At 68.7% G+C, this 21,200-nt stretch carries 18 protein-coding genes and 1 pseudogene; 6 read left to right on the forward strand and 13 right to left on the reverse strand.

Annotated elements, in window-relative coordinates; all coding sequences use genetic code 11:
- Positions 1–7 precede the first annotated feature (7 nt).
- The 8 genes from NC4_RS17150 to NC4_RS17185 form a co-directional block, all read right to left on the reverse strand.
- Positions 8–1,573: a VOC family protein gene (locus NC4_RS17150; RefSeq protein WP_067539104.1), complete on the reverse strand. Its 1,566-nt coding sequence runs from the start codon at positions 1,571–1,573 to the stop codon at positions 8–10.
- A 213-nt stretch (positions 1,574–1,786) separates the two neighbouring features.
- Complete coding sequence (locus tag NC4_RS17155; RefSeq protein WP_067539106.1) at positions 1,787–2,074, reverse strand: hypothetical protein; 288 nt, start codon at positions 2,072–2,074, stop codon at positions 1,787–1,789.
- Positions 2,075–2,148: 74 nt separating this feature from the next.
- The gene (locus NC4_RS17160; protein ID WP_067539109.1) at positions 2,149–3,057 is read right to left on the reverse strand and encodes a LysR family transcriptional regulator; all 909 of its coding nucleotides are present in this window, start codon (positions 3,055–3,057) and stop codon (positions 2,149–2,151) included.
- 9 nt (positions 3,058–3,066) lie between these two features.
- Positions 3,067–3,618, reverse strand: coding sequence for an HD domain-containing protein (locus NC4_RS17165; RefSeq protein ID WP_067539112.1), 552 nt, complete (start codon positions 3,616–3,618; stop codon positions 3,067–3,069).
- A gap of 56 nt (positions 3,619–3,674) precedes the next feature.
- Entirely contained in the window at positions 3,675–4,322 is a 648-nt protein-coding gene (locus tag NC4_RS17170; RefSeq protein ID WP_245721740.1) for a response regulator transcription factor, read from the reverse strand.
- A gap of 34 nt (positions 4,323–4,356) precedes the next feature.
- Positions 4,357–5,547 carry a sensor histidine kinase gene (locus NC4_RS42740; protein ID WP_067539115.1) on the reverse strand — a complete coding sequence of 397 codons (1,191 nt, stop codon included), beginning with the start codon at positions 5,545–5,547 and terminating at the stop codon, positions 4,357–4,359.
- Positions 5,548–5,575: 28 nt separating this feature from the next.
- Positions 5,576–6,277, reverse strand: coding sequence for an ABC transporter permease (locus NC4_RS17180; protein WP_067539118.1), 702 nt, complete (start codon positions 6,275–6,277; stop codon positions 5,576–5,578).
- Between the two features lie 28 nt (positions 6,278–6,305).
- A complete protein-coding gene (locus tag NC4_RS17185; RefSeq protein ID WP_067539121.1) occupies positions 6,306–7,211 on the reverse strand; it encodes an ATP-binding cassette domain-containing protein in 906 nt (301 codons plus the stop codon).
- A gap of 179 nt (positions 7,212–7,390) precedes the next feature.
- On the opposite strand from NC4_RS17185, the gene NC4_RS17190 reads away from it, so the two are divergent.
- The 4 genes from NC4_RS17190 (at position 7,391) to NC4_RS17205 (ending at position 11,444) form a co-directional block, all read left to right on the forward strand.
- The gene (locus tag NC4_RS17190; protein WP_067539123.1) at positions 7,391–7,924 is read left to right on the forward strand and encodes a DUF418 domain-containing protein; all 534 of its coding nucleotides are present in this window, start codon (positions 7,391–7,393) and stop codon (positions 7,922–7,924) included.
- A gap of 12 nt (positions 7,925–7,936) precedes the next feature.
- Entirely contained in the window at positions 7,937–8,533 is a 597-nt protein-coding gene (locus tag NC4_RS17195; protein WP_067539126.1) for a DUF418 domain-containing protein, read from the forward strand.
- Between the two features lie 88 nt (positions 8,534–8,621).
- Positions 8,622–9,014: a peptidase inhibitor family I36 protein gene (locus tag NC4_RS17200; RefSeq protein ID WP_067539129.1), complete on the forward strand. Its 393-nt coding sequence runs from the start codon at positions 8,622–8,624 to the stop codon at positions 9,012–9,014.
- 210 nt (positions 9,015–9,224) lie between these two features.
- Complete coding sequence (locus NC4_RS17205) at positions 9,225–11,444, forward strand: galactose oxidase-like domain-containing protein (RefSeq protein ID WP_245721741.1); 2,220 nt, start codon at positions 9,225–9,227, stop codon at positions 11,442–11,444.
- A 1-nt stretch (position 11,445) separates the two neighbouring features.
- Here NC4_RS17205 and NC4_RS17210 read toward each other — a convergent pair whose 3' ends face one another.
- The 4 genes from NC4_RS17210 to NC4_RS17225 are packed head-to-tail and all read right to left on the reverse strand — an operon-like array spanning position 11,446 to position 15,111.
- Complete coding sequence (locus NC4_RS17210; protein WP_067539133.1) at positions 11,446–12,591, reverse strand: LLM class flavin-dependent oxidoreductase; 1,146 nt, start codon at positions 12,589–12,591, stop codon at positions 11,446–11,448.
- Between the two features lie 11 nt (positions 12,592–12,602).
- Positions 12,603–13,598, reverse strand: a complete 996-nt coding sequence (locus NC4_RS17215; RefSeq protein ID WP_084529267.1) for an ABC transporter substrate-binding protein — start codon at positions 13,596–13,598, stop codon at positions 12,603–12,605.
- On the reverse strand, positions 13,595–14,314 hold the full coding sequence (locus NC4_RS17220) for an ABC transporter ATP-binding protein (RefSeq protein WP_067539136.1): 720 nt from the start codon (positions 14,312–14,314) through the stop codon (positions 13,595–13,597). Before NC4_RS17220 ends, NC4_RS17215 begins: the two co-directional genes overlap by 4 nt.
- Positions 14,287–15,111: an ABC transporter permease gene (locus NC4_RS17225; RefSeq protein ID WP_169814820.1), complete on the reverse strand. Its 825-nt coding sequence runs from the start codon at positions 15,109–15,111 to the stop codon at positions 14,287–14,289. The genes NC4_RS17220 and NC4_RS17225 overlap by 28 nt, the downstream gene beginning before the upstream one ends.
- Before the next feature lie 177 nt (positions 15,112–15,288).
- On the opposite strand from NC4_RS17225, the gene NC4_RS42745 reads away from it, so the two are divergent.
- Both NC4_RS42745 and NC4_RS45135 read left to right on the forward strand, forming a co-directional pair.
- Entirely contained in the window at positions 15,289–17,670 is a 2,382-nt protein-coding gene (locus tag NC4_RS42745) for a serine/threonine-protein kinase (protein WP_067539137.1), read from the forward strand.
- 14 nt (positions 17,671–17,684) lie between these two features.
- Positions 17,685–19,685, forward strand: a complete 2,001-nt coding sequence (locus tag NC4_RS45135; RefSeq protein WP_067539140.1) for a serine/threonine-protein kinase — start codon at positions 17,685–17,687, stop codon at positions 19,683–19,685.
- 72 nt (positions 19,686–19,757) lie between these two features.
- Here the strand turns inward: NC4_RS45135 and ectB are convergent.
- A pseudogene (gene ectB, locus NC4_RS17240) lies at positions 19,758–21,019 on the reverse strand (diaminobutyrate--2-oxoglutarate transaminase).
- Between the last annotated feature and the right edge of the window lie 181 nt (positions 21,020–21,200).

Raw genomic sequence — 21,200 nt, forward strand, 5'->3', positions numbered from 1 at the left:
CCGTCGCTCACCCGCAGAAGGCTGGGATCCCGGATAGATCGGTCCGGGAATGCGCTTCGGCCAGGCAGCCCACTGCCGCGCCGTCGAGTGTTCCCGGCCCGAATTCCAGGGCCGCGTCGGCGATCGCGCCGCCGCTGCTGCTGGTGTGGATGAGCCGCTGCCGGGCCCCGGTGATGGCGGTGCGCTCGACGGTGCCGCGCAGGACCGCGGTATCGCCGATATTCACGATATTGATGCCGTTGGCGGCCACCCCGTCGATGGTGGTGTCGCGAATATCGAAGGCCAGCCGGGCGGTGGACGGGCCCGCGCCGCTGGGCGTGTAGGCAATGAGCCCGATGCCGTCGGCGGCGCACTGTCCGAAATCGGAATCGGCAATGGTCAACTCGGTCGCGCCGGACCGGCCCATATTCGTGGTCACCACGCAGCTGCCGAGATTGGCGGGCACCACCGGGTTGAGCAGCGCACCGGCCGGGAATTCGGAGTGGTGCGCACTGACATCGGTCAAGGTGAGCGCCATGCGCGCGCCCTCGGTGCTCAGGTTGTAGTTCTCGATGATGTCGCCTTCGACGGTGTCGAAGCTGCTGTCGGTCACGGTGACCCGGCTGTCCGGGGTGCCGCTGGTGCTCACGTATTCCAGGCCGTTGGCCGAGAAGTTCCCGTAGCCATTGCGGAAGCGGTTGTCCGCGATGGTGACATCCATGCGCGCCTGCCCGAGCGCATTGACGAAAATGCCCTCGCTGTCGGCCAGCTTGTTGAGGATCGTGGTGGACAGCGGCGCGATCTCGGTCTGGGAATTGCCGGTCAGCTCGGCGGTGAGCCGGGCGGAATCACCGGCCTGCAGGCCCGCCGCCAGCACCGACAGTTTGACCAGGCCCAGATTGATATTCCGCGTCGAGTTCCCGGCGAGCCGGGCGGTGACGCGGCTGGCGCCGTGCGCGCGCAGATCGATGCCGTCGCCGCAGGCGGTGTCGTGGACGTCATTGCCCTCGATCCGCACGGTCGTGGCCGCCGCCGAGTAGTCGGTCATGATGGCCGCCCACCCGTTGTTTAGGGTGATGAAGTTCGGCAGCGGCGGCGCGGACACCCCGAGCGGCAGGGTGGGCGGCAGCGTGAAGGGGCCGATCATGAAGCCGTCCGCGCACTGCCGATTCGTCTGGGAGACATCGTTTCCGCTGATCACCACATCGGCGGCATCGTGGCCGTAGATACCGCCGCGCTGCGCTCCGGCAATGACCAGATTGCTGACCTCGACACCGTTCGCCAGCCGGACCGCATCGCCGTCGTGATTGCCGGTGGTATTGGTGATCCGCGGCAGCGCGCTGCCGCCCGGTGCGCCGATCACCGCCGGACCGCCGCCGATCAGGCGTTGTCCGGGTTTGAGGGCGATGCCGCCGTCCAGGGCGGGCGCGGTCGGCGCGACCGGCTGCACGACAATGGTGTCGCCCTCGCGGGATGCGGCCTCGGCTCGGGCCAGGGAATCGAAGGGTGATTCGGCGCTCCCGGCGCCACCGGCGGGCGCGGTGGCGCTCACATACCAGGTGGTCGAATCCGGCTGGGCCGCAGCGGTTGCCATGGAGTGACTCCCGCAGACGATCAGCGCGAGCAACAGTGCCGCGCCGCGACCGGGACTAACAGTATTCATAATGCTCCGAGGAGTGCGGGAATGCCGTGACAAGCACCCTGCCAGGCCACCTCGAAGCCCGTCCATCCGGCAAAATGCCAGGAAAAAGGCGGTGCCGCTGGCTGTCTGCACAACCTGGGCACGATCCGGTCGGACGGTTCGTTCCTAGAGTTCGTCGGTGCTGGGCTTCCAGTCCGGCAACGGCTCGGGCATCTCCTCCAACGCTGCCAGTTGCAGGTGAATGAAGGCGGCTATGCGGTGTCTGGCGGAGGATGGCAGCCGCGCGATATCGGCCTCTGCCAGCGGATTCTCACCGAATGACGGCGGGGGTCCGGGATCGAGCTGGGCATCTGCTTCGCTCACCCCGGGAACGACTTCCAAATGGGGCCGCTGTGCTTGATTCGAATGCTCGGGGTCATCCGGATCGACGGCGGCGAAGGCGGTTCGCACCATGTCTGGACCATAACCCCTCGAAACACTCACGCGGGAGCCGTTGGCGCAGTTGAGCCTTCAAGGAGAGATCGTGGTCACAGCGGACGTCGGGCGATAGCGTACAGGTCGCGCGCCGGACCTGTGGGGCGCTGCCCTTTCGGCCATATGGCGCGCAAGGCGCGGTCCAGATCCAGCCCCATTACGTGCGGCGACACCAGCAAGCCCTCGGCGAGTTCATTGGCAACGGCGAGCGAGCTGAGCACCGCGGGGCCGATGCCCCCGGCGACCGCGGTCTTGATGGCGGTCGTGGAAGACAGTTCCAGCACCACGTTCGGCCGCCAGTCCGGCAACTCCCGGGTCATCGCCCGCTCGAACGAGATCCGGGTGCCCGAGCCGGACTCCCGGCAGATGAGCGGCGTGGCCGCCAGTTCGGCAATGCTGATCTCGGGCCGCCGCGCCCATTTGTGCTCCGGCGGCACCACCACGACCAGCCGGTCCCGCGCCACGATATGACTCTCGAGATCGCGCGGAACCTGCGGACTCTCCACGAATCCGATTCCGGCGCGCCCGTCCAGCACGGCCCGCGCGACCTCCGCCGAATTCCCGGACTCCAGCGCGATCGAGGTATCCGGCACCCGCGCCCGCAACCCCATCAGCCACTTCGGGAACAGATACTCCGCAATCGTCTGGCTGGCCGCCACCCGCAATCGCGAATCCCGCTGCGCCCGCAGGGTGTCGATGCCCGCATCGAGGCGCGCCGCCGCATCCACGACATCCCGCGCCCACTCCGCGATCAGCGAGCCCGCCGCCGTCGGGCGCGATCCCAGCGTGGTCCGCTCCAACACCGGAACGCCGACCAGTTGCTCCAGGTAGCGAATGCGCGAACTGGCCGACGGCTGACTGATCGCATGCGCCTTCGCCGCCCGCCCGAGACTCCCCAATTCGATGACCGACAGCAGCAGATCGAGCGCGGCCAGGTCCGGGACCCGAGGCGACAACGTCATAGACGCATCCTATGCCCCCGCCACTCGCGTGATGACCGGGAGCCAGGTGGACAAGGGGTGGACCTCGAGCCCGACGACCTTGCCCGCATCGTCGGCGCGGCGCAGCGCGATGGCGGCGTGGAAGTCCGGGTCGGCTTCGAATTCGGCGATCTCCGCGGCGGACATGGGGCCGCCCTGGGCCACGAGGGTGCGTTTGCTGGAGTCGGAGAGGGAATCCGCGTGCACCGAATCCGTCGCGGCCAGATAGCGTTTCGCGGTCACGTGCAGTTCGATCAGGCGGGCCACCCGGGGGCCGAGCAACGCGCGCACCGCGTCCGCGCCGTGGCGGCCGTGCCCGGCGTCGTCGCCGGGGACCAGGACATGGCCGATATCGTGCACCAGGCCCGCCACCTGGAGTTCGGCGTCCTCGGGGAAGTCGCGGCGGAGCAGTTCGGCGCACTGGCTGTCGTGGTCGAGGATGTCGACCGGGTCGCCGCTGCGGTCGGGCATATCCCAGGCGTCTTCGCAAGCGGCCAGCAAAGTCATGAGTTCGTCGATGGTCGCGACTGGTTGCACAGACATGTCCGCACCTTACGGGCCGACGGTGAACCGACAGTTAACAGTGAAATGCCCAGGGCTCACGCCAATCCGGCGCGGTGCACCAGGATGGCGAGCTGGGTGCGGTTCTCCAGGTCGAGTTTGGCGATGATGCGGCTGACGTGGACCTTCACGGTGGACTCGCTCATATGCAGGGTGCGGGCGATATCGGCATTGGCCGCGCCGGTGGCCACGGCGAGGGCGACCTCGCGTTCGCGGTCGGTGAGCAGCTCGAGCCGGGCCCGCGCTTCGGGCTGCTGGGAGCCGGGGCTCGTGGCGAACGCGGTCAGCATGCGCTTGGTGACGGACGGCGCGAGAATAGCCTCGCCGCGCGACACCACCTCGACCCCGTGCGCGAGTTCACGCGGCGGAGTGTCCTTCAACAGAAATCCGGCGGCCCCGGCTTCCAAAGCGGCATAGACGTATTCGTCGAGCCCGAAGGTGGTGAGCACCACGACGGCGGGTGGATCCGGCAGCGCCCGCACCCGCCGCGTGACCTCCAGCCCGTCCACATGCGGCATGCGGATGTCTGTGACCACCACATCCGGCCGATGCTTCTGCACCAGTTCGACGGCATTGCGCCCATCCACATCCTGGGCGACCACCTCGATTCCGCCTCCGGCCTCCAGAATCATGGCGATCCCGGACCGCACCAGCTCCTCGTCGTCGAGCAGCACCACCCGAATCACGAATCCTCCTCCACCACGACCACTCCCAATGAAGTCACGGCTGCTCCGGCAGCGGGAAACTCGCGTGGACGACGAAGCCGCCGCTGGGCAGCGCTCCGGAATGCAGTGCGCCACCGGCGAGTTCGACGCGTTCACGCATTCCGACCAGCCCGAATCCGGAGCCCTGCGCGGCCAATGCGCCCGGCTCCCCCGGGCCATTGCGCACATCCACCTCGAGGCTGTCGCCGCGGACGGTGACGGCGACCCGGGCCTCGGCTCCCGCCGCGTGTTTGGTCGCATTGGTGAGCGCTTCCTGCACCACGCGATATGCGGCACGACCGACCACGCCGGGCACCGCGGGCAGTCGCGCCGGTATCGACACATCCACCCGCTGCCCGGCGGCCACCGCACTGTCCACGAGTTCCGTGATGGCGGACAAGGTGGGGGCGGGTCGCAGTGGCGCACGATCATCCGCGCGATCGGGCAATGCCCCAGCGGATTTCACCGGCGTCGGGGGCGGCGGTCCCGCCGGGGCGTCGGTTTGCCGGAGTACGCCGAGGAGTTCGCGCATTTCGGTGAGGGCTTGGACGCCGGTTTCGCGGATGGTGTTCGCCATCTCGGCGGGTTTGCCGTCCGCGGAGACCTCGAGGGCGCCCGCGAGGACGGTGATCTGCGAGATGCGGTGGGCCACGATGTCGTGCATTTCGCGGGCTATGCGCAGGCGTTCGGCTTCGACGGCGGCGGCGGCGAGCAGGTCGCGTTCGCGTTCGGCCTGATCGGCGCGGTCGCGCAGGCTGGCGAGGGTCTGCGCGCGCTGGTTGGTCCACAGGCCGATGAGCGCCGGAACCAGGACCAGCAGCAGGGTGATGGGCCCGCGATTGATGAGGAGGTCCCGCGTGGACATCGACAGGCCCCACGGAATGGTGGCGGCGACAACGGTAATGGCGGTCGCCACCCAGGTCCGGGTGCGATTGCCGTAGCGATCGGCCACGCTGAACACGGCGAGCAGCATGGGCCAGGTGGCGCCGACCAGGACTTCCGCGGCCACGGTGACCGCCAGTACCGGCAACGGCCGGTAGCGCCGGAACAGCAGGGCCGCCCCGGCCGCAATGGCCAGGGGCGGCCCGGCGGCGGCCGGAAGCAGTCCGACCGAGGAGCCCTGTACACCGTCGAAGGCAATGAAGCCGAAGAGCAGTGCGAGCGCGACGTCGAGGATCAGACGTCGAATTCGCTGCGCTCGGCTCACTCCGGCAACCTTAGTCATTCGAACGTTGTCACACATCACGACGTGCGAGCAGCACGCCACCGATACACAGCAAACCTGCGGCAAGACCCAGTAGCGGGAGCGACATGAGCGCGGCGACACCGGTGTAGGGGCGCACCAGCATGGCCGCGGAGGTGAACGGCATGAGCTTCGGGCTGACGCCCAGGAGCATGGCCCCGACCTCCACGACGGTGGGCACGCCGATGGCGGCGACCATGGCGAGGACGGCATTGCGGGTCACCGCCGCGATACCCAGACCGACCAGTGCGGCCAGCACCGTGTACAGCGTCACCGCGCCGAGAGCCTGTGCGATACGCCAGATTTCGCTGGGGACGCCGCCGTTCACGGCCTGCATCGCCAGGGTGAGCGAGACCATGGCGACCGCGCCGAATGCGGCCACCGCGGCACTGGTCAGCGCCTTGGCGGCCAGCACACGGCCGGGGCGGCGCAGGGTGAGCATGGTGGTGGTGATGGTGCGGTAGCGGTATTCGTGACCGAAGGAGTTCACCGCGATGGCGGTGAAGCACAGGGTCACCAGCACCAGCGGCAGCCCGCCGAAGGCGCCGACGAATTGCTCGCGCGGGGTCATGTCGTCCTTGGTGGTGAAGCCGAAGGCGATCAGACCTTGCAGGAGCAGTCCGGACAGCAGCAGCACCCAGGTGGAGCGCACCGTCGTCAAGCGGGTGAGTTCGTAGCGAATCGCGTTGTACATGAGGGGAATTCCTTCTCGTGCGGGCGGATCAGGCGGCGTGCCCGCGATACCGGGCCGCGCCGTCGGTGGCTCGGAAGTACGCTTCCTCGAGGCTGGTCTGCCGCTGGGACAGCTCGGTGACGAGCAGTCCCGCCCGCGCGGCGATGGCGGCCACGGCCTCCCGGTCGCCACCGGAGACGACGACCGCGCCATCCGGTTCGACCTGGACATTGAAACCATTGCGGGACAACGCATCCACCAGATCGCGAGGCCGGTCGGCGCGGACGATGACGCGCGCGGCCGAGTTGCGGGCCACGAATTCGCGCACCGATTCCGCCGCGATGAGCCGCCCGCCGCCGAGGACGATGAGCGAATCCGCCAGGTGCGCCATCTCATTGAGCAGATGTGAGGAGACGAAGACGGTGCGCCCCTGCTGGGCCAGTCGCCTGAGCAGATCGCGCAGCCAGCGCACGCCTTCGGGATCGAGGCCGTTGGCGGGCTCGTCCAGGATCAGGGTCGCCGGATCACCGAGCAGGGCGGTGGCCAGGCCCAGGCGCTGCTGCATGCCGAGGCTGAAACCGCCCGCCGCCTTGTCGGCCGCGCTGGTCAGCCCGACGATATCGAGGACCTCGTCCACGCGGCGGCGCGGGATGCCCGCCCCGGCGGCGACCATGCGCAGATGCCCGCGCGCGGTGCGCCCGGGGTGCACGGCGCGCGCGTCGAGCACGACCCCGACCGCGCGCAGCGGGTTCGGCAACTCGGCATAGGTCCGGTCGTCGAACAGGGTCCGCCCGCCGCCGTGGTCCAGGCCGAGCATGAGCCGCATGGTGGTGGACTTGCCCGCGCCGTTCGGGCCGAGGAAGCCGGTGACCACGCCGGGTCGCACCGTGAAGGACAGATTGTCGACGGCGATCACATCGCCGTACCGTTTGCTCAAGCCCTGGGCCTGGATCATGGTCGATCCCCTCGCAGTCATCGGTGCCGCCGCTGCGGCACTCGTGTCGGGACCGAATCTGCCGGATTCGGGCAGATCATCCATCTGCCGACGGCATACCGTCAGCTAACACTTTCGGCTTATGCCCGCTGCGCCATCGGCCGATGTGCTGCCGGATTCGACCCGGCAGTCTCGAGGCCATGACCAGTCAGCCGACGGCCACAGCCATTACTTCGCGACCGCTCGAACCGACCCGCCACATTCGGTACGCCAACCTGGATGTGCTGCGGGCGCTGGCGCTGTTCGGCGTCTTCATCGTCAATATCGGTTTTCTCACCTTCACGGTCGACGGTCCGGCCGACACCGCCGTCATGAACGTGGAAAAACTGCTGCTGCAAGACAAGTCGCGCACCCTGCTCTCGCTGCTGTTCGGGGCGGGCGCGGCGCTGCTGTGGGCGCGGGGCGCGACCCGGGCACTGCTGTGGCGGCGCTATGCGGTGCTGTTCGCCGTCTTCGGCGTGGTCAACCTGCTGTTCTTCCCTGCCGACATTCTCACCCACTACGCGGTGATCGGCGCGCTGCTGGTCCCGGTGTTGCCATGGCTCATGACCGGCTCGCGGGCGCGGCCGCTCTGGGTCGCCGCCGGTTTCGCCGGACTGGAGGTGCTCACCCGCACGATCGCCCCGCCCGCACTGGAATTCGGCGGCGCGCTGCTCACGGACTCCGGAATGTGAACCGCGCGCACCGTGATCGCCGCGAATCAGCTGTGGACCGGCCTCGTCCTGCAAGGACCGTGGACCGCCGCCGCCTTCGCCCTGGGCATCTGGCTGGCCCGGCGCATGATCCACACCGGTTCCGCCGCACCGGGTTCCACCTCACAGCGCCGCTCCCTGCTGCTGATGTGCGGCGGACTGGCCATGGCGGTCCTGGGCCATATCGGCCAGTCGCGCACGGCTTTCACCGGCGACGAAGCGGTCGAAGGCATGCCGCCGCTGTTCACCGCCGCCTGGCTGGCGGCCGGATTCGGCGGCGCGCTGGCCTATGTCGGCCTGGTATCCCTGCTGCTCGAGCGTGGCGGCGCCGCCGCCCGCGTGCTCGCCCGCCTCGCCCCGATGGGCCGTCTCACCCTGACCGCCTACCTCACCAGCACCTTCCTGTTCGTCGTCCTCCTGTACGCCGATCCCGTCGGCGGCCTGCCCCTGGCCGGTGGCCTGGCCCTCATGACCGCGCTCTGGATCGCCTTCGCCGTGCTCGCCCCGCTCTGGTTCCGTTCGCACCGCTACGGCCCCGCGGAATGGTTGTGGCGCAAGCTCATTGGCGGACGCTTTGATCAGCGCGGTTAGTCGATCATTAGTCGCCCGTTGGTGCGCGTGCCCAGTGTCGATACCGAGCCGTCGAGGCGGCTGATATCGAGCAACGGAGGGGAACGTCATGACCATCAACCGCACCGCACTGAAGGAACGTCTGGCACTGCTCGCCGCAACCACCCTGGTGCTCGGCGCGGTGGTGGGCCTCTCGGCCGCCACCGCCGACGCCGCGCCGGGCTACAGCTGCCCCGGCGGCGTCTTCTGCGGCTGGGACGACGCCAACGGGACCGGCAGCATGATCGTGCAGGTCGATTCGAACTGCGTCCTGCACGACATCGGCAATGGAGGCGTCGGCGACCGCCTGAGCTCCTACTGGAACCGCACCGGCCAGGACGTCGGCGTCTACAACTGGACCGGCCAGCAATGGCAGCTGCTCGCCGCCATCCCCGACAATTCCCGCGGCAACTTGCTCGGCGAGGCGAACAACCGCGCCGACGCTGTGAAGATCTGCGACTGACGCCGATGAATCCCGGGGAGCCGCGTCCGAATCCGGACGAAAACCGCGGATCCGGAGCGATCTTCCCCCGAATGGGCGCCAGAAGATCAAGATGGATGTGGGGCAGGGCAATTCGTTCCGGTACCGGGCTGGTTCTCCCGGGACAACCAGGACTGCGGCATCGCGATCGGGGATATCGACGGGGACGGTGGGATCGATGTCCTCGTCCTGATGATCGATGATCCGCCGGAACAGAACAGCGGGTTCTACCGGGTCGGGAAGGACCTGGCGGCGGATGGGACGGTCCGGGAGTGGGGGCCGTCGCTCACCGTCCCGGACTGGTGGGGCTGGGAGAACCAGGGCGCGGGGGTCGCGCTCGCGGATCTGAGCGGGAACGGGCGGCTGGACCTGGTGGTGTTCCTGGTCGACAATCCGGTCGGGCAGAACCAGGGGTACTACCGGGTGGGGCGGGATCTGGCCGCGGACGGCACGGTCACCGGCGGCTGGACGGCCTGGCTGCCGGTGCCGGACTGGTTCGGATGGGAGAACCAGGGGGCCGATATCTGCCTGACGCGCATCGACGGCCGGGACACGCTGGTCGTGCTCACCGTGGACAATCCGCCGGGGCAGAACTCGGGGCAGTTCCGGTTGGCCAAGGGGCTCACCGCCGATGGCGCGGTGGCGGAATGGACGCCGTGGCTGGCGGTTCCGCAGTGGTACGGGTGGGAGAACCAAGGGGCGGGGATCACGGTCGCGGATCTGGACGGTGACGGGCGACCGGAACTGATCGTGTTCGGCGTCGACAATCCCGCGGGCGGGAATGCGGGGGTCTACACGATCGGGTGGGGGCTGGACGGGACCGGGCACGCCGTGGACGGGTGGAGCCGCTGGTCCGTGCTGGCGGACTGGGGTTTTCAGGAGAATCAGGGTGCGGCCGTCGCACTGCGGCCGGGCGGCGGGGGCATGCCGGAACTGGTGGTGTGCACCATCGATCACCCGGCGGGCGGCAATGCCGGGTATCTGCGAGTGCTCACGCTGGAGACCGATCTGGATCAGGCGCAGGCCGAAGGGCTCTGGCGGGTCCTGGATTTCGGGACCGAGATCAATCCGGTGCACGCCGCGCTGCTGCACACCGGGGATGTGCTGTTCTTCGCGGGATCCGGCAATGACGTGGACCGCCATCACGCGCGCGAATTCCGCACCCGGGTGTGGCATTACCCCAGGCCCGGGCTGGACGCACCGGCCACGCCCATCGACCTGTTCTGCGTCGGGCAGGCCTTCCTGCCGGACGGGCGGCTGCTCGCGGCGGGCGGCACCGAACGCTACGACCCGTTCTACGGGCTGCCCGACGCGCTGATCTTCGATCCGGCGGATCTGACCTGGAATGCGGTGCCGGATATGGCCTTCGGGCGCTGGTATCCCACCTTGGTGACCCTGCCGAGCGGTGATGTGGTGGCCGTTTCCGGATTGGGCGCGGACAATTTCCTCTCCAACACCCCGGAGGTGTTCGACACCGCCACCGAGACCTGGTCGCAGCTGCCGGTGCCGGGGCCCATCCCCATGTACGCCCACCTGTACCTGCTGGCCGACGGCCGGATCTTCTATGCCGGTGGCCAATACGGCGGCAACAATGGCGTGCGCCCGTCGATCTGGGATCCCGCCACCGGCGCGCTCACGGCGGTGCCCGGCCTGACCGATCCCGGTTCGCGCAATCAGGCCGCCAGCGTCCTGCTACCACCGGCCCAGGATCAGCGGGTGCTGATTCTGGGCGGCGGCGGCTTCGATATGCATTCGCCCGCACCGGCACTGGCGGATACCAAGATCGTGGACCTGTCCGCCGCCGCACCCGCCTACGTGCCCGGCCCGCCGCTGCACCACGCGCGCATGCATGTGAGCGCCGTGATCCTGCCGGACCGTTCGGTCCTGGCGACCGGCGGCTCCGGTATGGAGGAGATGGCGCATGCCGCGCCGCCGCACGCCGAGATCTTCCATCCCGCCATGAACCATTGGATGCACACCGCGCCGCAGCGGATTCCACGGCTCTACCATTCGGTCGCCCTGCTCACCCCGGACGGCAAGGTGATCACGGCGGGCTCCAACCCGGTGCGCAAGACCGAGGAACTCCAGATCGAGATGTTCTGGCCGCCCTACCTTTTCCAGGGCCCGCGGCCGGAATTCACCCTGGCCGCCGATTCCGTGGGCTACGGCGCGACGTTCACCGCGACCGCCACGGCCGCCCTGCGCGAGATCAGCCTGGTCTCCCCGAGCGCGTGCACGCACTCCTGCGATACCAGCCAGCGCCTGGTCGATATCGAGTTCACTACCGCCAATGGCACGGTCACGCTGACCATGCCGGACAATCCGGCGCTGGCGCCACCGGGCTGGTATCTGGTCTTCGCCGTCGACACCGCCGGTGTGCCCGCCATCGGCCGGTGGCTGCACCTGACCTGACTCAGCTGCTGGACGCCCCGGCGAACGGAATCGACGGGCGAACCGATGGACGGCGAGTGGGGTGCTGCCACAGGCCCTTTCGCTCGAGAATGGGCAGCACGCCCTCGCCGAACCAGTACGCCTCCTCGAGATGCGGATAGCCGGAGAGCACGAAGTGGCCGATGCCCGCCCTCGCGTACTCAACGAGACGTTCGGCGACCTCCTCGTGCGAGCCGACCAGCGCCGTACCCGCACCGCCGCGCACCAGCCCGACGCCCGCCCACAGATTGGGCGCGATCTCCAGCCGATCGGTGCTGCCGCCGTGCAGTTCCAGCATGCGGCGCTGCCCCTCGGATTCGCTCTGGTGCAGGCTGGCCTGCACGCGCTCGATATCGGCCGGATCGATGCCCGCCAGCAGCTTGTCCCCCACCGCCCACGCCTCTTCGGAGGTATCGCGGGTAATGACGTGAATGCGCAGGCCGTAATCCAGCTTGCGGCCGTTGTCCACGGCCAGCCCGCGAATCCAGTCCAGCTTGCGGCTCACCGCCAGCACCGGCTCACCCCAGGTCAGGTAGGTGTCGGCATAGCGCGCCGCGACCGGACCGGCGGGAGCGGAGGAGCCGCCGAAGAACACCGGCGGCACCGGATCGGGATGATTGGCGAGCAGCGCGTTCTCGACCCGAATGTGCTCGCCCTCGAAGGTGATCGGCTCCCGCGAGTTCCACAGCGACTTCACCACGTGCAGGAACTCCCCGGTCCGCGCGTACCGCGTGTCCTTGTCCACGAAGTCGCCGTAGGCCTTCTGTTCGGCCGGTTCGCCGCCGGTGACCACATTGAGCAGCAGCCTTCCCGCGGAATGCCGCTGGAAGGTCCCGGCCATCTGCGCGGCCAGGAACGAGCTGATCAATCCGGGTCGCAGGGCCACCAGGAATTTCAGTGTCTCGGTGGTGTCGACCAGCATGGCCGTGGTCAGCCAGGCGTCCTCGCACCAGGATCCGGTCGGCGTGAGCACGGCCTCGAAGCCATTGGATTCGGCCGCCGCCGCGATCTGGTTCAGATAGTGCAGCGAGGCCGGGCGATCCCCCGACATGGGTGTGCCGTGCCCGCCGACCACCAGGCCGCGCGAATCACCGGATGTGGGCAGGAACCAATGGAACGACAGGCTCATTCGAGGATCTCCTAGGCGGTGAAGCGGTCGTTGAAGCGGGTGTCGACGAATTCCGTGATATCGACCTTGCGCGGAATGAGTTCGGCGGCGGCGAAGGCGTCGGCCACCTCCTGCTCACCGGCGACGGTCCCGGCGTCGAGCGAATGATGGTCGTAGACGGCGCGTTTCACGGCCACCAGGGTGACGTCGTAGGGCACGCCGGTAATGGCGGAGGACTTCTCGGCCCACGCCTCCGGATTGGCCTTGATCCAGGTCTGCGCGCGCTGAATGCGCAGGAGCAGATCGCGAATGGCCGCCGTCGTGGCCTTGTTCTGCAGGGCCTTGGTCCCGGCGACATAGAAGCTGTCGCCGCGCACATAGCCCGCGCCGTTCACCAGCACCCGATTGCCCTGCTGTTCGGCCTGGGCCACATAGGGATCCCAGACCGCCCAGGCGTCGACCCGGCCGGTGGACAGCGCCGCCAGCGCATCGGCGGGCTGTAGATACTGCGGCTCGATATCACCGAAGCTCAGCCCGTTCTTGGCCAGCACCGACAACAGGTGATAGTGGCCCGAACTGCCCTTGGTGATGGCGATCTTCTTGCCGCGCAACTCCTTCGGATCCCGGATAGCGGAATTGCCGGGCACCACGACGCCCTGCCCCTCGAAGCCGGTCGTATAGGCGGCCACGATCTTGATCTGTGATCTGGCCGCCGCCGCGAAGACCGGCGGGGCATTGCCCACGCCGCCGAGATCGACGGATCCGGCATTGATGGCCTCCAGCATCGGCGGCCCGGCAGTGAACTGCGACCACTCCAGGTTGTACGGCAGGTCCCGGCCCGCACCGGAGACCTCGAGCAGCGCCGAGAGCGCATTCGCCTTCTGATCGCCGATGCGCAGGGTCACCTGCGACAGATCCACCGAACCGTCCGCGCGCACACCCTTCTCGTTGTCGTCGCCGGAGCCGCAGGCCGCGGTGGCGAGCGCCGCGGTGACGGCCAAGGCGGCGAACAAGCGTCGGGTGATCATGCGGTTCCTTCCGGGGTGACGCCGAGTTCGGCGCGCAGCGCGAAAAATTCGGGATGGTCGCGGCGGCGCGGACGCGGCAGCTCGATGGCCAGATCACGCGCGATACGGCCGTCGGCCAGGACCAGGGCGCGATCGGCCAGCAGCAGCGCCTCGTCGACATCATGGGTCACCAGCAGCACACCGGGCCGGTGCCGGGCCCACAGGTCCAGCACCAGCAAGTGAATGGTGATGCGGGTCAAGGCATCCAGGGCGCTGAAGGGTTCGTCGAGCAGCAGCAGATCCGGCTCCCGGACCAGGGCCCGCGCCAGTGAGGCCCGCTGCGCCTCACCGCCGGACAGCGTCAGCGGCCAGGCGTCGGCGCGGCCGCTCAGCCCCACCACCGCGAGTGCGGCCCGCGCGGCCGCCTTCGGATCCGAATGCCGCAGTCCCAGGGTGATATTGGCGTGCACCCGCTTCCACGGCACCAGCCGCGGTTCCTGGAAGGCCACCGCGACCTCACCGGAGACGTCGAGCTCACCGCCGGTCTCGGTATCGAGACCCGCCAGCGCCCGCAGCAGCGTCGATTTGCCGGAGCCGCTGCGCCCGAGCAGTGCCACGAACTCACCGGGCCGGATATCCAGATCGATGCCGTACAGTACCCGCCGCTCGCCGAAATCCTTGGTCAGCCCGCGGATTCGAGCGATTTCTCCTACTGCGCCAAGAACTCGCGTCGCCACGACAGCGCTCTCCTCTCGATCAGCCGGACCAGGGCATCGGTGAGCAGGCCGAGCACGCTGTAGACCAGCAGCCCGACCACGATGACGTCGGTGCGCAGGAATTCGCGCGCGTCATTGATCAGAAAGCCCAGTCCCGCATCGGCATTCACCTGTTCGGCCACGATGAGCGCCAGCCAGGCCACGCCCAGCGACTGTCGCAGCCCCACCAGGGTCTGCGGCAGCGCCCCGGGCAGCACGATGTGCGCGATGAGCGCGGTGCGGCCGAGCCGCTGCACCCGCGCCAGTTCCGCCAGCTTGCCGTCCACCCCGCGAATTCCCGCGAAGGTATTGAGATACAACGGAATCGCCACACCGAAGGCGGCCAGCACGATCTTGGGCAGCTCGCCGATCCCGAACCACAGGATGAACAGCGGGATGAGCCCGTAGAACGGCAGCGTCCGCAACATCTGCATGGTCGGGTCGACAATGTACTCACCGGCCCGGCTCAGCCCCGCCGCCAGCGCCAGGCCGACGCCGACGACCGCGCCGATCAGAAAACCGACCACCGCGCGCTGTAGCGATACCGCCACGGCCTCGCCGAGCGTGCCGTCCTGAATCAGCTCCCAGCCGGTCCGCAGCACCGTGACCGGCGCGGCCAGCAATCGCTCCGGCAGCACGCCGGTCGAGCTGGCGGCCTGCCATATCACGACCAGTGTCAGGGGGCTGACCAGCCGAATCCAGGCAATCGGGGGGCGGGGCAGCCGGATTCGGCGCGGCCGGTCGATAACGGCACTGGCCTGCACGGCAATTAAGGACAAGACGGCACCTCGGGCAGCGGGGACGAATGCGAGGGGGCGGCCGAACCCGTCGGCCACATGATCCGAAAGCGTGCCGTTCGCCGCTCGAATCGTCACCGGTTGTAATCCGTGTGATTCTTGGTCGGCCGGATCCCCTGAACTGCCACAATGGATCCGCGACGAGGAGCCGAGGACGCAATGACCAGTTCCGATCACCCGCTCACCGTCGGATCACGATTCGGGCCCTACCGGCTCGATCGCTTGATCGGGCGCGGGGGTATGGGCGAGGTGTATCAGGCCTACGACACGGTCAAGGACCGGACCGTGGCCATCAAAGTGCTGCCGGAGCGCATGGCGCAGGATCCGGTGTACCGCCAGCGATTCCAGCGGGAATCGCATGCCGCGGCCCGGCTGCGGGAAGCGCGTGTCATTCCCATTCACGACTACGGGGAGATCGAGGGACGGCTGTTCATCGATATGCGCCTGGTGGACGGCGACAGTCTGCGCGCGCTCCTGCAGCACGCCGGACCGGGCTCGCCCGAGCGCACCGTGCGCCTGATCGAGCAGGTCGCCGCCGCGCTCGACGCCGCACATGCCGACGGCCTGCTGCACCGTGATGTGAAGCCCGACAACATCCTGCTCACCAAGGAGGGTTTCGCGTACCTGGTGGATTTCGGCATTGCCCAGTCCGCCACCGACGACACCCTCACCAGTGCGGGCGGCGCGGTCGGCTCCTACCGCTATATGGCGCCGGAACGGTTCAGCTCCCGCGAGCTCACCCCCGCCGCCGATGTCTACGCCCTGGCCTGCGTGCTGTTCGAATGCCTCACCGGCACCCGTCCGTTCTCCGGCGAGACCGAGGCGCAGATCATGAGCGCGTACCTGTTCGCGCCGGTCCCCCGGCCCAGCCAGGTCCGCTCCACCACTCCCGAAACCTTCGACCCGATCATTGCCCACGGCATGGCCAAGTTGCCGCAGGACCGCTACCCCACCGCCGGGGCCCTGGCCGCGGCCGCCCACGCCGCCCTCAGCGCGGCCCACGCCGCGGCGGGTGTCGAGCCGAGTCCCGGTGCGCGCACCGGCGAGTGGGCGCGCACCGGCATGGGTCCCAGAGACCCGCAGCCGCAGCGCGACGCCACCCCCTCGGGGCCGCGCCATCCCAGCGAAGCCAGAACCGAGGCCGACCCGACCGCGCACACCACCGGCGCCGTGGCTTGGGCCGGTGGGCCGCCCCCGTCGGTCCCGGTGCGCCCCGGAACGGATCCGGCTCGGCCGCAGACGGACCCACACCGGCCGGGCACCGATCCCGGGCGAGGCGGTGCTGATCCGTCCCGGCCCGGCACCAATCCGGGACGGCCCGCCACCGGTCCGGTGTGGACCGGCCCGAATTCCCCCGGCACGACCACCGGTTCGGGGCAGTTCACCGCGGCGGGCGTGCGAGGGCACACCGACCCCGGCTCGACCGGAACAGCCGAGCCCCATCCCGGGACCGACGGCACCGGCGGGCACGGCGGCATCCGCCGCGGACGACGGTGGCGGCGGGTCGGCGCGATCCTCGCCGTACTGGTATTGGTCGTCGCCGCATGGGGATTCGCCGGATGGGCCCATGTGAGCGGAACCAAGGACGGCGCGGCGACCGCGGACGGCACCGCGCTGAATGCGGCCGATGTCGAACTGCTCTCCCTCATCAACGGCGCCGCCTACCGGCGGGCGGGCTGCTATCACGAGCGACCCGACACCACCATGACGGCGATCTTCTTCTGCCCGTCCCGGCCGGAGGTCGCCGCACCGTCGGCGCGCTTCCTACGCTTCAAGACCGCCGACGGCATGCGCGACCACTACAGGACGCTGCTGAACACCATGGGCAGCACCAACTGTCCGGGTGATCCGGCGGGATCGGACGCGCCCTCGCTCGTCGACGGCAAGGAGGTCGGCCGCAAGTCCTGCTACGCCAACCGGGCCGAGACCCCCGACTCGCCCAAGCCGACGCTCATCCTGACCAATGAGGCGGCCATGGCCATCGTGCTCTACATCTATGCCGACCCCACCGAAACGACCCTGCGCGACTACCGGGCCAAGACCAATGGCGGACAGTTCCGCACGCCCGACAAGGCGCAGGATCCGGATGTCTTCACCGCCGAGGACCTGGAGCTCATGGCGCACACCGGCGACAGCTACCGCGCACCCAACTGCCGCCATATCGATCCGCCCGCCGGACCGACCGCCGCCATGGTCGAATGCGGCACCCCCCTGGGCGAACCCGGCATCGGCTTCCTGGGTTTCGTGGACCGCCAGAACGCGAACGTCCTGTATCAAGCCAATCTGGGCCAGCTCCCCGGCCACGCCTGCGGCGGCAGCCCGGGCTCCGACGACGTATGGCGCAAGAGCGGCAGCGCCGCGGTGGGCAGGTTCTTCTGCTTCACCAGCAAGGACCCGGCCAATCAGGTCCCCTGCCTGATGGCCATGCACGACAACCTGTCTCAGATCGTCATGATCTGTGCCCTGCCCGAGGACAGCCCCGAGAACGGCCCCAAAACCGAAGCGGCGGTACTGACCTGGTTCCAGGAGAACTTCGGGTAGACGAGAATGCACGAATGACCGATATGCGCCTATCCCTATCGGTCGGCTCGCTTTTCGGCCCGTATCGACTCGTCCGGCTGGTGGGGCGCGGCGGTATGGGCGAGGTGTACGAGGCGTACGACACCGTCAAGGACCGCACCGTGGCCATCAAGGTGCTGCCCGATCGGCTGGCCCAGGATCGGGTGTACCGGCAACGGTTCCAACGCGAATCGCATGCCGCGGCGCGGCTGCGCGAAGCGCACGTGATTCCGATCCACGACTACGGCGAGATCGACGGCCACCTGTTCATCGATATGCGGCTGGTGGACGGCGAGAGCCTGCGGGAATCGTTGCGGCGCGGCGGATCCCGGCCTGCGGAGTGGTCGGTGGATCTGATCCGGCAGATCGGCGCCGCCCTGGAGGCCGCGCACGCCGACGGGCTGCTGCACCGCGATGTGAAGCCGGACAATATCCTCGTCGCCCGGGACGGCTTCGCGTACCTGGTGGATTTCGGTATCGCCCAATCGAATTCCGACGAGTCCCTCACCGGTGAGGGCGCGGTCGGCTCGTTCCACTACATGGCGCCGGAGCGCTTCGGCTACCACGATCTCACCCCGGCCGTCGATGTCTACGCCCTGGCCTGCGTGCTGTTCGAATGCCTCACCGGCACAAGGCCGTTCCCGGCCGAGACCAATGAACAGATCATGCGTGCCCACCTGTTCGATCCGCCGCCGCGGCCCAGCGCTCTACAACCGGGCATTCCGGCGGCCTTCGATGCCGTCGTAGCCCGCGGCCTGGCCAAGAATCCGGACGACCGCTACCGCACCGCCGGTGAGTTGAGCGCCGCCGCCCGTGCCGCGCTGCCCGGCGCCGCACCGGCCACTGCGGATTCCACGACGGTATGGGCACCGGCCGTCGGCCCTACCGAATCGATTCCGCGGCCGGATCCGGTGACCGTCCGGTCCGCTCCCCCGGCGACGCGGACCGGACGGGGCCGCCGCATTCTCGCCGTGCTGGGCGTACTGCTGCTGGTCGCCGCGTCGACCGGTTTCGCCGGGTGGTCGACGACCCGGTTGACCACGGCGGGCGCTGCGGTGCCGGATGCCACCGCGCTCCAGGCGGCCGATATCGAATTGCTGTCCCGCGCGGCGAGTGCCGGATACAAACGCGCCAACTGCACGCACACCGCGCTGGACGACACCACCGTCGCCGCGGTCACCTGCGCCGCGAATCCGGCGGCGGACACGCCATTGACGCAGTTCTGGCGTTTCCGAACCCTCGACGGTCTGCGCGATCACTACGAGTCCCTGGTGCTGAACACCTTCCGCGGCGAGAGCTGTCCCGGGGAGCCCGCGGGACAGGACGGTGTCTCGCTCGGCTTCAACGGCGCCGCCGCGGGCCGTCAATCCTGTTTCGCGAACCACGCGGTTTCGGCGGGCGCGCCGCTGCCCAGCCTGGCGGTGACCAACGAGACCTTCCTGGCCATGGCGATCTACACCTGGGTGTATCCCTCCGATACGCCGCAACGCGACTACACCGCGCGAAACCACTTCGGCCAGTTCCTCACCGAACCGGAGCGCGGCGATCCCGATGCCTTCACCGACGCCGACCGGACCGTGTTCGCCCGCACCGGCCCGGCCTACACCCGCGCCAACTGCCTGCACAATGAACCGGCGGAACCGATGTCGGCGCTGCTGACCTGCATGGGCCGCGCGGACGGGCCCAATGTGCTGATCATCGGCTATCCCGACAGCGCCATGGCCTATGTCGGCTACCAGTCGCGTCAGCGGCAGCTGCCCGGACGGGAGTGCGGCGGAACCGGATCCGATGCGGAATGGGTGCGGTCGAGCATCGTGACAGGGCGCTTCTTCTGCTTCACCGAAACCGTCGGCCAGCGCGAACGCCCGCGCCTGGAGGCCGTCCACGACGAGTGGAACGTGGTGTACAAGTTCTGCGGCCAGCGCGCCGACAATCCGTCCACCGGGCCCAAAACCGAAGCGCAGCTACTGGCCTGGTTCCGTGCGAACTTCGGGTAGGGGTGGTGCCGGGTTCCCTCCGCAGCGGGGAACCCGGCACCGGCCGGGCACCGGTGTGGGCGGTGACCGACGTCAGTGGGAATCGCGCACGGTTTCCACGGCGCGGGTGAGGAGGCCGAGGCCGTAGTCGATCTCGTCCTCGGTGGTGGTCAGGGGCGGGAGCAATTTCACCACTTCGTCGGCCGTTCCGGAAGTCTCCACCAGCAGGCCGAGTTCGAAGGCGATGCGGCAGACCTTGGCGGCTTGGGAGGCGTCGTCGAAGACCAGGCCGTGCACGAGGCCGCGGCCGCGGGTGGTGATGCCGGGGAAGTTCTCGGTCAGCGCGGTCAGGCGGGTGCGGATGCGTTCGCCCTTGGCGAGGGTCGCGTCCTGCAGGCACGCGTCGGACCAGTAGTGGCGCAAGGCGATATCGGCGGTGACGAAGGCGGCGTTATTGCCGCGGAAGGTGCCATTGTGCTCGCCCGGGGCCCACTGGTCGAGCTCGGCGCGCATGAGTACCAGGGCCATCGGAAGGCCTTAGCCGCCAATGGATTTGGAGAGTGTGACGATATCGGGGGCGATACCGGCGACCTCGAAGGAGAAGAACGGGCCGGTGCGGCCGCAGCCTATCTGCACATCGTCGACAATGAGCAGGATGCCGCGCGCGGCGCAGAGTTCGGCCAGGCGGCGCAGCCATTCGGCGCGCGCCACATTCACCCCGCCTTCGCCCTGCACCGTTTCGACAATGACCGCGGCGGGCTTGTCCAGTCCGGAGGACGCGTCGTCCAGGGCGCGGCGCATCCACGAGAAGTCCTCGGACTCATCGACGAAACCGTCGTAGGGCATCGGGGTGGCGTGCACCAGCGGCACGCCCGCGCCCGCGCGCTTGGCGGCATTGCCGGTGACCGACAGCGCGCCCAGGGTCATGCCGTGGAAGGCATTGGTGAAGTTCAGCACCGCGGTGCGGCCGGTGACCTTGCGCGCCAGCTTGAGCGCGGCCTCCACGGCGTTCGCACCGGTCGGTCCCGGGAACTGCACCTTGTAGTCCAGACCGCGCGGCGTGAGCAGCACCTCGCGAATGGTCTCCAGCAGACGGCGATTGGCCACCGTCGACATATCCAGACCGTGCGTGATGCCGTCCCCGGTCAGATAGTCGATCAGCGCCCGCTTGAGCACCGGATTGTTGTGCCCGTAGTTGAGCGCGCCCGCGCCGCGAAGAAGTCCAGGTAGTCCTTGCCGTGCTCGTCGGTGAGCCAGGAACCGCGAGCGGTATCGAAGACCGTCGGCCAGGATCGGCAGTAGCCGCGCACATTGGATTCGAGCGCCTCGAAAACAGTCGTCTCGGCAATCGTCATCGGTGATCCTCGCGTCGCAGCAAAGTGAAACGTGGTTGTTTCTACCACCGGCGGCCGTGGCCCCGGATGGTTTTCGGCGTTTTCGGCGCGGGCAGGGGTTTCCGGGGGCATGCCCGAGCGGCCCGCGAGTTGGTAGTGTCAATCTCTTGTGCGCGCCGACGTGGGGGTTTATTGGCAGTTG

The organism is Nocardia crassostreae, assembly GCF_001613405.1.
GTDB classification, from domain to species: domain Bacteria; phylum Actinomycetota; class Actinomycetes; order Mycobacteriales; family Mycobacteriaceae; genus Nocardia; species Nocardia crassostreae.